Source organism: Poseidonibacter parvus (assembly GCF_001956695.1).
GTDB lineage: Bacteria > Campylobacterota > Campylobacteria > Campylobacterales > Arcobacteraceae > Poseidonibacter > Poseidonibacter parvus.
The window spans coordinates 2078295-2091655 of record NZ_CP019070.1 but is presented as its reverse complement, the minus strand read 5'-3'; the positions used below and the strand labels follow the sequence as shown (position 1 = coordinate 2091655).

The window sequence follows — 13361 nt, the reverse complement described above, 5'->3', positions numbered from 1 at the left end:
TTCTTTGGTTTACTATCTTATTAAGTGTACAGTATGTATGAATAAAAAATAAAATGTGTTGACTTTAACATTATTAATATCTTTACTCAACCTAAAGTTGAGTAATGAGTATACGTATATCGTATATTGATTACTCAGTTTTGCTGGTGGTTATAGAGAAGAGGAAATACCCAGCTCCATTTCGAACCTGGAAGTCAAGCTCTTCATCGCTGATAATACTGCAGGGTCCCCTTGTGGAAACGTAGGCCGCTGCCAGCTCTTGAGTATTTATTCAATTAGCTTATCAACTAACAATCTTTATTGTTATTTGGTAAGCTTTTTTTTTAGCCTCTTTTTCGGGTTTTAGCTTTTTACTCTAATTATATGAACTCTTATTAAAATATATCCCTAAATTAAATCTTATTGCGTATCTTGGTTTAAAATTATTATCATAGCTATAATAATTCTCAGGAATTGTATCTACGTATAACCATTTCTTTATAAAGTGTCTATAATGGATTTGTAGTGTATTTCTTTTTATTCTTAGGTTTGTATCTTGATTATCTATATTTGTTGATACAGTATATGTAAGATAGTTCTTTGAATTGATTTGTTGGTTTAAATAAGTTGAGTTAATTATTTGACTATTTCTACTTTCTTCTGACTGCCAATAGTATTCACTATAATTATGTAATGAATAGTAATCATTTAGACTTTTATCAAATCTCATATATGAAGTAGATTCAAGTTTCTTAATAACTGATTGCTTTAATGTTTGACCTAAAGTATAATCTACATCATAATAAATATCTTCCCATGTTCTGTTTAAACTAAGTTTTAAAAATGGGTCAAGTTTACTTCTTAATTTTAATCCAACTTTTGCTTTAAATTTATAATCTTTCTTTAAAGCCTCATAAGATAAACCTAAATTAAAATCATCATTATTATTAGTTTTATGGTCTTCAACAAAATCTTTATTTTCATCTATTTCATCACTTTCAAATACTAATCTAAATCTATCTTTTAGTTTTGGAAGTTTTAATTTTAATTTAACTTTTTGATCAAATTTTACACTTCCATGTTGGTCTTGAAATGCTGAAAATTGAATTAATCCATAAGTTGAAGAGTACTGGTTCATATCAATTTTGCTATTATCAACATAATTATCTAAGTTAGTTGATATAGCAATTAAATAGTTGTGAATATCTTTTCTTTGATCATTTGTACTTGTAAGAAAATTCTCTAAATATGAGTTGTTATCTTGTGCAAATAGATTTACACTATTTGCTAGAAGTAAAGGTAATAATACTCTTTTCATAATTGATTTGCCTTTTTGTTTAAGATTGCTTTTAAATTTAGTTTATGACACATTTTTATTCCATATAAATAAATAATCCAAGAAATATAAATCCAAAAAAATGTAAATAGTAGTGTTGCTAGTGAGCCATAAATTGTTGTGTATGTTTTATTATAAATTACATAGTATATAAAGAGATTTTTTGTAAGAGAAAGACTTAGAAGTGTTACTAAAGAAGATATTAGTGCTGCTTTATTATCTATTTTACGATTCACGCTAAATTTGAATAGAGCATAAAAAATTAACCATGAAAATAAATATGATATAAATTTATCAAATATAGTATTATTATAAAAAGATACAATTATATTAAGTGCTATAAAAATTATAGGAATTAATACTAAAAAAATTGAATAAAAGATAAAAGAAATATGAATTGATTTTCTTTTTGTTTTATGAATTTTATTTACTATATATTCGTAATCTTTAAAAAACATTATAAATACAAAAAGCATATATACAATTCCAATGGTTCCTAATTCATTAGAGTTTGAAATATAATTTTTTAGTGAACTTATAATATCTTCTGAGTGCGTTGGGTTTATAATATCAAATATATATGAAGTAAATATTTCGAGATAGCTTTCAAATTCTTGAAAGTTAGATATTATTGCTATTAATAATGCAATTATAGGCAGAATTGAAAATATAGTAAAAAAGCTTAATGATGCTGCATAATATGTTGTATCATCATTGAAAAAAGAATCTAATAAATCTAGAGTCTTTTTTGCTAAACTTTTTTCACTATTGTTTTCATTCATATTTACATTATAATCCCATTTTATTTGGGTTTAAAATATTCTTTGGATCGAAAGCCTTTTTAATACTTCTAAATAGATTCATTTCTTCATCATTAAATGCAATTGACATAAATGGTGCTTTTGAAGTACCAATACCATGCTCACCACTTAAAGTTCCACCCATATCTACAACAAATTGGAAAATATCTTCAATGGCTTTATGACCATCTTCCATTTCTTTTTCATTGTCTTTATCTTTTACCATAACATTAACATGGATATTACCATCTCCTGCATGACCAAAACAAGGAACTTGGAAACCATATTTTTCACCAATTTCATAAATACCTGCTAAGGCTTCTGGAAGTTTTGATCGTGGAACTGAAATATCTTCATTAAGTTTTTTTGTTCCATAAATTGTAACTGCTGGTGATGCATTTCTTCTTGCAAACCAAAGTTTATTACCTTCTTCTTCATTTTCTGCAATTATAAAATCAGTAGAACCATTTTCTAAAAAAGATTCTTTTAGAGTATCTAATTGAAAAATTACTTCATCTTCTAAGTTACCATCTACATCACCAATTAAAATAGCACCTGCTTCTTCTGGTAAATCAACATTTAACTTATCTCTTAAGGCTTTAATTACAAGTGAATCTAAAAATTCCATAGCAACAGGATTTGCGCCTTTTGCAAGTGATTTAAATACTGCATTCATAGCATTTTCAACACTTGGAAAAATTCCCATATAAGTTTTTTTATGTCTTGGTTTTGGAATTAATTTTAGAGTAATTTCAGTAATAACAGCTAGTGTTCCTTCACTTGCTATTAAAATTCCTGCAGTGTTATAACCTGCAACATCTTTAATAGTTTTTTTACCAGCTTTTATAATATCACCATTTGGTAAAACAGCTCTTAATGCCATTACATAATCTTTTGTAATTCCATATTTAGCAGCTCTCATTCCACCAGCATTTTCAGAAACATTTCCACCTAAAGTAGAGTAGTTTTCACTAGCTGGATCTGGCGGATAAAATAATCCAACAGCTTCAACAGCTTTTTGAAAATCCATATTAATAAGACCTGGTTGAACAACTCCAACCATATTTTCCATATCAATTTCTAAAAGCTTATCCATATGTCTCTCTAGTGAAAGTGAAATCCCACCATTTGCAGGTAAAGCTCCACCTGTAAAGCCTGAACCTGCACCTCTTGGAACAATTACTACTTCATGTTCATTACAATATTTTAATATCTGTGAGATATCTTCTTCATGTCTTGGAAATACAACAGCATCTGGTTCAAATCTAGTTTTAGTTGCGTCATAAGAATAAGCAATTAAGTGTGCTTTATCACTTTTTATATTTTCACTTCCTACAATATTTGTAATGAAGTCTAAATGTCTTTGTTCTATCATTATTTTAACCCTAATAATTGTTTGTAGTATTGATCATAACTTAGGTTTTCTTTACTAGTAAATACATTAAAATCTATATCTAAATTAGATTTTTCAATATCAGTAACTCTTGTATAAAATGGCATCTCAGTTTTACTTGTGTCATAAGCAATATCGTAACTTGTTAATATTTTTAAAGTTTTTGTATCTAATACATTAACTTTTTGATTGGCAACTAAAAATATAGTTCCTAAATTTTGATTAATAGCATAGTTTTGAATATATTTTTTTGTTAAAAAAGGCATATTATCTATTTTTAATTTAGTAGCAAAAATGTCTGAATGTAAAAAGTTATTGTATTTAAAGCTTCCTCTTACAGTTTGGAATGTTTCTAAATTAGGAGCAATTAGTAATGATGCTGTATATAAATAGTTTAAAACTAAAATATCATCTTTTTGTACAGTTCTATTTGATGTAGGAATTGCATCTTGTTTTATATCTTTAAATTCAGAAAATTTAACAACAGATGATGTTTCATTTGATTCGATAACTTCTGCATTTGCTACAATTAATCTTTTGTCATTATCATAAATATGAATAACTATACCACTTTGACCAATAATTAAATTACCAATATCAATAGTAGTTTTGTTATCTTTTACATCAACAATTTTTGCACCAATTGCTTTAAATGATAATTGATTATTTGTATTTGAAGCAACTTTTACTTCTTGAGTGCTGTTTGTATTGATTGCATCATTTGTTAAAAGATACTGATAACTTAAATTATTTTCAGAAGAATCTATTTTAATATCTAATACATTCCATCCCATATCTTTCATTTGTTTTATTGAATATTTACTTGCACATTCTCCACCATCTAATGAAGTTGTTTCAATTGTAGAAGGAGAATTCCAATCTTTTTTATAACATACTGTAGTTTTTGCATTAGCAATTGTCATTGATAGTAATGTTGTTACTGCAATTAGTAAAAATTTATTCATTTTTTAGTCCTTAGTTTGCTTGTAGTTCTTGAAGTTTTTCTTTTACTTCATTTACGTGTAAGATTTCTATTTTCTCACCTTTTACAGTTTTCTTCTTTCGTACACTTACTTTTTCCCAAACAGCAGCAATTTTACCCTCAGGTGATATTATAAAAGTACTTCTAACAACTCCCATATATTCTTTACCCATGAATTTTTTTAGTTGCCAAACACCATAATCTTCACACATTTTTTTATTTTCATCTGCTAATAGCGTGATTGATAAATCATGTTTTTCAATAAATTTTCTATGCTTTGCTGCATCATCAGGTGAAACACCTAAAATAACTGCATCTAAGTCGTCAAACTCTAAATGTGAACTTGTAAAATCACAAGCTTGAGTAGTACATCCTGGAGTTAAATCTTTTGGATAAAAATATAATACTATCCATTTACCGTCTAAATCTCTTGAACAAATCTCAACATCATCTTGATTTGGTGCACAAAAATCTGGTGCTTTATTTCCTATTTCTAACATATAATTAAATCCTTCATCTTCTATTTTATTGCAATAAATGTGGCAAAATTTACCCATTTAAAAATTGTCTCACAATGTGAGAATCCTGCATCTAATATCATTTTTCTATTTTCTTCTTCTGTATATGGTATTAAAACGTTTTCTAAAGCTTCTCTTTTTTGAGAAATTTCAAACTCAGAATAGCCCTGTGTTTTTTTAAATTCATAATATTCGTCTATACTTTGTTTGTTTAATTTTGAATTTGAAGATATTACTTTTTCACTAAAAATAAAAATACCTTCTTCTTTTAATGAATCAAAAACTTTTTTTACTAATTTTTCTCTTTGTAAGGGTCTTATAAATTGTAATGTATAGTTTGAGAGAATTAGTTTTGCATTTGCGTATTCGACATCGTGTAAGTCTGCATTTATTAGTTCTATATCAACACCAAAAGCTTTTGCTTTTTTAGCTGCTCTATTTAACATAGCACTTGAGTTATCAATACCAATTAACTCTAAGTTATGTTCACAGTGTTTACTTAATTCAATTAAAGTTGAAGCTGTTGAACAACCTAAGTCATATACTTTATCATTTTCTTCTAAAAAATTACATGCAAAATTTATTGATAATCTTTGCATCTCTTTATAAAAAGGAACTGATCTATTTAACATATCATCAAATACTGATGCAACTTCTTCATCAAATTCAAATTGTTTTATTATTGATTTTTCAAATACTTTATCTACCATAAGTATTATTTTATCTAAATGCTTATTAATATGTATTAATTAATTAAACAAAGTAGTAAATTTTATTTTTTAAGAATTATAAAATTATAACTTGTAAAATATATAATTTTTTTATGTTTTATTACAATTAATATGTAAATAATAAATAAATATAAGTTTTACAGATAAAACATAGTAAATAAAGCTTATTTTAAGTGAGAATAATAAGCTTAATTATGTAATAATTATGTAGTTTTATTATAACAAATAATTATAATTAAGGAGAAAGTATGAATAAAAGTGTAAAAAATGTTGTCTTATCGACTGTTGCTGCAACTTTGCTTGTAGGTTGTTTTGGTTCAGGTAGTGGAACGTCTTCTAGTTCTTTAAGTGGGTTAAGTGGATCTGTAATTGATGGGTATATTAAAAATTCAAAAGTTTTTCTTGACCTTGACTTAGATGGTTCTTTTACTTCTGATTTAGAACCTTTTGCGATAACAGATGAAAAGGGTAGTTATTCTATTTCTCTTACTTCTGAACAAAGAAGTCACACGAATTTTAATATTGCACCATTAATTGCGACTGGAGGTATTGATACTGACACTAATCAAGCCTTTGAAGGAAAACTTGAAGCACCTAATAATGGTTCAAGTAATAATCTTACTCCTATGACTACAGTTGTATCTAAAATGGTTCAAGCTGAAGATCTATCAAATAAAACTGAATCAGAAATTAAAGATATTGTTAACACTAAAAAAGAAACATTGAAAAAAGTACTTGGTATTTCTTCTGATGTAGATATTTCTGATGACTTTATTTCGAAGAAAAATACAGAATTGAATAAAGTAGCTTTACAAGTTCAAAAAACGGTTGAGCTTATTTCTAAGGCCTTAGATGATGGTTCAACTTCAAATGATGAAATTCAAGAGAAAGTAATCCAAACACTTGCAAAAAAAGTTGAAGCATTAAAAGATGACACAACTGCTAATATTGAAAAAGTTGTTGACGAGACAACTAAAGAAGCAGAAAATAATACTTCTGAATTATTTACATTAACAGGAAAAATTCTAACTACAGAAGTTACAAAAAGTATTAAAACTGTATCAGATAATATTGATAAAGCCTTTGAGCAAATTGATTTAAATAAAGAATCTGGCGAAACTTTTGAGGATATTGTTGAAAAAGTAATTATTGTAGTTGAAGAGCAAACTTCAAAACTAGAAGAAGCAATAGAAAAAGATGAAGTAACTGATGGTTATGTAGAAGTTTTAGATGAAAACTCAGCTATTTTAAAAAAATCTAAAAGTGAATTAAGAAAAATAGGTATTGTAAATGAATTAGATATTCTAGGTGTGAGTGGAGATATTGATACAATTGCAAATGAATTAGTAGCTATTACTGATCCTGTAATTGAATTTAACAATTTTTATGAAGTTATAAATTCAGATTTTATTACTACTTATCCTAAGTACTCAGAAATTCTAGCAAAAATTAATGAAAGAAAAGTTTCGAAAGTTTCAATTCCTAAAGTAAATGTATATCAAGGTATGAAAATAGAATTATCTTTATCAGATGCTTTTAATAATATAGAAGGAAGTGAAGATTTTATTTATTCAGTTACAGGTTTGCCTACTTGGGTTTTTGATGATAGCGAAGAAAAAGAACTTGTTTTTGACAATCCATCAAATTCAGATGTAGGCTCTTTTACTTTTGATATAGAAGTAAACAGTGGAAATACTACTCTTGGAACTAAAAAAGTATTTGTTGAAGTATTAAATATAAATGATGCTCCTACTGTTTCAAGTGAAATTAAAGATGCCTCAATTAATCAAGGAGATAATACTCTTTCAATTGATGTAAAACCAAACTTTGCAGATATAGATATAGACGACGAATTAACTTATTCTGCAACTTTAGAAGATGGAACAATATTACCTTCTTGGGTAAGTTTTGAAAATGGAGTACTAAGTGCAACTCCTACAAATACAAATGTTGGAAATATAAGTTTAAAAGTTACTGCAAGTGATATAAAAGGTTTAATGGTTAGTGATATTTTTACATTAACTGTAAATAATCTAAATGATGCACCAAAAGTTAAGACACCTATTTTGGATACAGCGGCAGAACAAACTGTATTATTTAGTCTTGACATAAAGTCAAATTTTGAAGATATAGATGCAAATGATACTTTAACTTATACAGCTACACTTGAAGGGGGAGCTTCTCTTCCTTCTTGGTTAAGTTTTGAAGATGGAATATTTAATGGTACACCAGGTAATGCAGATATTAATATGTTAACAATTGTAGTAATTGCTAGTGATGGTTTAATTGATATCTCTGATACATTTACATTAGACGTTAGAGATAGAAACGATTCTCCTACAGTATCTACACCTACAATCCCTGGAAATATTACTTTTATAGAAGATACTCCAACTAATATCAATTTAAATGACTATTTTGCAGATGTAGATGCAAATGATACTTTATCATTTAAAGCTACTTTATCGGATGGAAGTGTTTTACCTACATGGATTACATTAAACGAAAATATTCTTAGCGTAGTAGGAGAAAATGAGAATGTTGGTGAGATTGATATTAAAGTAATAGCAACAGATAAATTAGGATTAAGCGTTTCTAATACATTTGAAATTGTTATTGAAAATTCAAATGATGCACCAACATCATCAAATCAATCATTTAACTTAGATTCATCTACTTCATTAACTTTAAATGGAACATTAACTGGAAATGATATTGATGTTGGAGATACTATTACTTTTGAATTTGGAGCAATTAATGGTGGAACATTAACATCTAATCTTGATGGAACATTTACGTATACAACTGATGAAGGATTTACAGGAACTGATACTTTTGAGTTTAGTGTTAAAGATACTGCTGGTGCATCTTCTCAAATGTACACAGCTAGTATAAATGTTACTGATGGAAGTCTTCCTTTAAATAAAGATGTAGATGATGCTATTGAAAAAATTAAATCAATTGATCTAGAAACAGAAAATATTGATATTAAATTAAATGAAGCAAAAGATTTATTAAATGAAAATACAAATCCTGAAGCTGAAATTGTAAGATTATCCATTTCACTTGCAGAAATTGCAAATGATGATGATATTGCTTCTTTATTAAATTTAGATGATGGTTCAGCTATTAGCTCACTTTCTACACTTAATACAATTGTAAGATCAACTGTAATGAACACAGTTACTGTATCGGTTAAAGATGATGCTACAAACTTAAGTTCAGTATCAACACAAAAATTAAATAAAGTTGCTGATGAATTAAAGAAAATTAGTGATGAATTTGGAAACTTATTTAGTTCAGATGATGATGTATATACTTACGATGGTGAAAATATGAATTATAATGATTCTTTAGCCTTAAGAGCGGGTATTTTAAGTTTCGCTGCACAGTTAAAACAGCAATCATCTTATCAGTGGGGAAGTAATGCTGATATTGAAATAAGAGATTATGAAGGTAACGAATATAGAAATATTAATGTTGATCTAGCAGCTGTTTTAAACGAAGGGACTGTTTATAAATTAACTTCAGATGCAAGTTCTAGATTACCAGAAGCAAAAGCATTTCTATCTCAAGCTGCTGATTTATTATTAGAATTACCTCTTGGTTATGATGGTGATATTGAAGATGAAGAAACAGGTTTAACTCAAGAAGATAAAGATGAGATAACTTCAATTAAATTATCATTAGCTGGTACAACTGCATATACTTTAGAAGTAGATGATGATGAAGATATTAAGGAAGTGAAAGTTGATTTATCTAAGATGTATGATGTATCAACAGCTTTAGATATTACAAGTTTTGGAACAAACTGGCAAAACTTATGTTATGAAGGTGATATTATAAGTGTTGAAGAAGCTAAAATTGAAGGTACTTTAGATTGTAAAGTAGTTGATTGGTATGATTCATATTCAGGAGTAACTTATGCACATTTTGAAAGTGCAGAAGCAGAACCTCAAACTATGCCAACTGCTGATAATTCAAAAATTGATGATATTGTTTTAAGTATTACAAAAATTGATGATACTATTTTAACAGGGCAAGAAATGATTGATTTTGTGCTTGAAGATGAAACAAAAGTTGAAGCACTAGGTACAACATGGGGGAATAGTAAATATTCTAGTGATTATTTAGTAAATGGAAATGATGTAAAGGTTAGTGAAGAATATGGTACTTTAAAAGTTAATGCTTATAAAGCAGATGGGATTTCTTCTAAAGCTCAAGCTAAAAGAAGTTTTAATATACCTAAATCAGAAATTAAAGCAAAAATTAGATTACGAGATGTTGATGAGGTAGATTCAACTACAAGTAGAGGTTCTTTCCAAGCTGTAATGAATAATATTAATTCAGCTGATGAAAGAATTTATGCACATATTCAACTTAGAAATAATCGAATACAATATTATGTAGGAAGATATGATTCAACAGGGAATATCGAGGCAGAAGATTATACTGATTATACAAATGGCAATCATAAATTTGCAGAAACTTCAACTGCAAATGATGATGCTTCTGTGAAGTTTGCTGTAAGCATTGCAACAAGTGGAGCGGATATTATTTTTAATGTAAGTAAAGTTGATGGTTCAGGTACGGTAATTGAGAATTATGATGAAAAAGTTATTACAACTGATTCTTCTTTTGATTTAGGTATTGATGAAGCTAGATTTAGAGCAGAAGTAAGATTATCTTCTGATGATGGTACATTATATGATCAAATCACAACTCCAACAAAACTAAGAGTACATTCTTTTAGTACAGTTGATTCGTATCCTGATGCAGCACTAGCTACATTATCTGTAGGTGATACAGCTATATTAACAGGTAAGAATCCATGGTATGATATTATGACGGTTAATAATGGTTCTATTACATTAAAAATGTATGATAATGATGATGGTACTTATGTTTACTCTGAATCTGAAACATTTACTACAGATTTAACTACAACATCTAGTACTTTTAATATTACTCAAGCAGGAGAAGAAGGTAGTGCTGAAATAATGAATACAGTACAAGTAGGAGAAGATTTATTTAAAAGTGATATTAAGTTTACAAATACTGTTGAAACAAATGAGTCTGATACATGGGGCTGGGATGATCATGGTGCTACAGATATTGATGAATTAGTTACACTATTTACAAATGGTAACACATATTTTCAAACTGCAAACACTACATTTATGTTGAAGTCAAATGGTATTGTGGCTAAAGGTATGTTTAGTGGTTCAGATGAATATGGTGATCACTTCAGCTATGGTGCAGAAGTATCAAGTGCAAGTTGGAGAAAAGAGGATGGTAAAATTAAAGTTGATTTATCAACTGATTACAAAGTACTAATGTCATTTGAGCTTAATTCTTCTAATGACATTGTTGAATCTGAAATAAATCAAATAGGATATACTGATTCTGATTATTTATATACAGGTAGTGGTGCATTACAATATTTTGAAAATCAAACGGGTATAAATCCAAATGATTAATATAAAAAGAGAGGCTTAACTCTCTTTTTATAAAATAATAAAAAATTAGGTCTTAAATGTACAAGAAAATTATATTCTTCTTACTTCTCTCTTTTTCAATTTTAAACTCTAGAACAATTAACTTATATGATATAAAAGAATATAAAATTACAGAAGAAAAAATCGCATATAAAATTACTGCAGAATCAAAGAACATAAATCTAAAAAAATTAAAGAAATTCAAATTCTATAATAAAGAAAAAGTAATAGCTGAATCTTCTTATTATCTAAATGGTAATTTATCAACTAAAGAATTAGAAATAGATTTTAATAAAGGCTATTTCTTAGAAGGAAATTTTATTATGTATGCTTTGATTGGTAGATATAAAAACATAAAGTTTAAAGCAGAAAAAGCAATTTTTACAAAAAAAAGATTAAAACTTGATAAGGTATTTATTATTTCTAATCATAAAAAATATAGAAAAATAAGATATACTTTCGAAATAAATAATTAATTTAAAAAGTAATCTTTAGCCTCATTAATATCTGATAATATTTGCTGTTTTAGTCCTTCAAAAGATTCGAATTTTTTATTATCACGAATTTTTTTAAAAAACTTAATTTGAATCTCATATTCATCATCTTTTATATCACTATTGAGAATATGTGTTTCAATTGCATAAGAGCCATCAGTTGTAACTCTATGACCTAGAAATGTAATAGAATCATATTCTTTTTCATCTAAAATAGTCTTAGTAATATAAACACCAGCTTGTGGTAATAAAAAATCATCCACTTTTAAATTTATTGTTGGTACAAAACTTTTAGAACCTAAACCTTGACCTTTGATTTGTGTTCCATAGATTTTATATTCTTTATTTAATAGTTTATTTGCAATTGTTAACTCACCATTTGATATATATTCTCTAATTGTTCTAGAATGAACAGGAATATTATCAATTTTAAACTCATCAACTACAACTACCTCTCCTTCAAATATCTCTTTTAATTGAGGAATACAATATCCTCTATTTTTACCAAAACAAAAATCAAAACCTACAACTATTTTTTGAAGTTTTGGGTATTGCTCTTTTAAAAGTTTTATAAACTCATCACCTGCAAGATGTTTTATATCTTTTAAAACATAATAATAAATAGGATATTTAGAATACTCTTGTCTATATTTTTTAGGAGTTAATGTAGCATATCCTGATTCAATAGATAAAATTGCGCCGTTTTCATCTAAATGTTTAAATAATTCTTGATGTGCACAATGCATTCCATCAAAACCACCAATAGCAAGTGATGTTATTGTATTTTTACTTACTAAAGTAGAAAAGTTCTTCTTCATTTCCATCTTTTCCTTGTAGTTTACTCATTGAGTTATATTTTAGTTCCCAGTTTAAAAATTGTGTTTTATCAAGAAAAATATTTCTTGCTCTTGTAATAGCTTTTTTATCTTTTACTACACCTTTTTTATCTCTTTTGACATTTGTTCCAACCTCAAATTGAGGTTTGAATAAAATAATTATTTCTTTTGAAGATAGTCTATTTATATCTTCAATGATATTTAATATAGAAATAAAAGAAACATCACAAGTTACTATTTCAAAAGGTTCTTTGCTTTTAAAAATTCTAATATCAGTATTCTCAAAAAAAGTTATTTTATTATTATCTTTAATTCTTTCATGTAACTGATTAGAACCTACATCAACACATGTAACACTGTTAATATTTTTTTCTAAAAGTATTTGTGTAAAACCACCTGTACTACTTCCAATATCAAGTGCTTCTTTACTTTTAAAGTCTAAGTTTGCTATTTCATCTAAAAAGTATTTTAGCTTATAAGCTGCTCTTGAAACATAGAAATCTTCTTCTAATATTTCAACATTATTTTCATCATTAACTTCAAATGATGCTTTAGTAATTATTTTATTATTTACTTTTATTTTATTTGCTTTTATAAGCTCATTTGCTTTATTTCTACTTTGAATATTAAAGTGCTCTTTTACATATTGATCTAATCTCATGGCGGAATTATAGTAAAAGTTTTATCAAAAACTAATTATTAAATGTTTTGAAAAAGTTATTTTTTTGATATTTATTTTTAAAAAATCTTTATAGAATTGTGATACTCAGTATTCTTAAGTCAGATTATGTTAT

Annotated in this window: 10 protein-coding genes and 1 rRNA gene; 3 read left to right on the top strand and 8 right to left on the bottom strand. The window is 27.0% G+C overall.

Annotated elements, in window-relative coordinates; translation table 11 throughout:
* Positions 1 to 142 precede the first annotated feature (142 nt).
* Positions 143 to 258 (top strand): 5S ribosomal RNA (rrf, locus tag LPB137_RS10290).
* 97 nt (positions 259 to 355) lie between these two features.
* Here rrf and LPB137_RS10285 read toward each other — a convergent pair.
* Genes LPB137_RS10285 through cmoA form a run of 6 tightly spaced genes read right to left on the bottom strand, consistent with a single transcriptional unit; the run spans position 356 to position 5718 of the window.
* Complete coding sequence (locus LPB137_RS10285; RefSeq protein WP_076087706.1) at positions 356 to 1297, bottom strand: hypothetical protein; 942 nt, start codon at positions 1295 to 1297, stop codon at positions 356 to 358.
* Positions 1294 to 2097, bottom strand: coding sequence for a YihY family inner membrane protein (locus tag LPB137_RS10280; protein WP_076087704.1), 804 nt, complete (start codon positions 2095 to 2097; stop codon positions 1294 to 1296). Before LPB137_RS10280 ends, LPB137_RS10285 begins: the two co-directional genes overlap by 4 nt.
* Before the next feature lie 7 nt (positions 2098 to 2104).
* A complete protein-coding gene (locus tag LPB137_RS10275; protein ID WP_076087702.1) occupies positions 2105 to 3490 on the bottom strand; it encodes an FAD-binding oxidoreductase in 1386 nt (461 codons plus the stop codon).
* Positions 3490 to 4473 carry a plasminogen-binding N-terminal domain-containing protein gene (locus LPB137_RS10270; RefSeq protein WP_076087698.1) on the bottom strand — a complete coding sequence of 328 codons (984 nt, stop codon included), beginning with the start codon at positions 4471 to 4473 and terminating at the stop codon, positions 3490 to 3492. The genes LPB137_RS10275 and LPB137_RS10270 overlap by 1 nt, the downstream gene beginning before the upstream one ends.
* 10 nt (positions 4474 to 4483) lie before the next feature.
* Positions 4484 to 4990, bottom strand: a complete 507-nt coding sequence (bcp, locus tag LPB137_RS10265; RefSeq protein WP_076087696.1) for a thioredoxin-dependent thiol peroxidase — start codon at positions 4988 to 4990, stop codon at positions 4484 to 4486.
* A gap of 20 nt (positions 4991 to 5010) precedes the next feature.
* Positions 5011 to 5718, bottom strand: a complete 708-nt coding sequence (gene cmoA / locus LPB137_RS10260; protein WP_076087694.1) for a carboxy-S-adenosyl-L-methionine synthase CmoA — start codon at positions 5716 to 5718, stop codon at positions 5011 to 5013.
* A 269-nt stretch (positions 5719 to 5987) separates the two neighbouring features.
* On the opposite strand from cmoA, the gene LPB137_RS10255 reads away from it, so the two are divergent.
* Together LPB137_RS10255 and LPB137_RS10250 are read left to right on the top strand one after the other, a co-directional pair.
* Positions 5988 to 11219 (top strand): putative Ig domain-containing protein, encoded by a 5232-nt coding sequence (locus tag LPB137_RS10255; RefSeq protein ID WP_076087692.1) that lies wholly within the window; start codon positions 5988 to 5990, stop codon positions 11217 to 11219.
* A gap of 56 nt (positions 11220 to 11275) precedes the next feature.
* Positions 11276 to 11713 carry a hypothetical protein gene (locus tag LPB137_RS10250; RefSeq protein ID WP_076087689.1) on the top strand — a complete coding sequence of 146 codons (438 nt, stop codon included), beginning with the start codon at positions 11276 to 11278 and terminating at the stop codon, positions 11711 to 11713.
* Here the strand turns inward: LPB137_RS10250 and LPB137_RS10245 are convergent.
* The gene (locus tag LPB137_RS10245) at positions 11710 to 12549 is read right to left on the bottom strand and encodes a bifunctional riboflavin kinase/FAD synthetase (protein ID WP_076089341.1); all 840 of its coding nucleotides are present in this window, start codon (positions 12547 to 12549) and stop codon (positions 11710 to 11712) included. The two genes, LPB137_RS10250 and LPB137_RS10245, sit on opposite strands and share 4 nt — an antisense overlap.
* Complete coding sequence (gene tlyA, locus LPB137_RS10240) at positions 12518 to 13228, bottom strand: 23S rRNA (cytidine-2'-O)-methyltransferase TlyA (protein ID WP_076087687.1); 711 nt, start codon at positions 13226 to 13228, stop codon at positions 12518 to 12520. The genes LPB137_RS10245 and tlyA overlap by 32 nt, the downstream gene beginning before the upstream one ends.
* Positions 13229 to 13361: the final 133 nt, after the last annotated feature.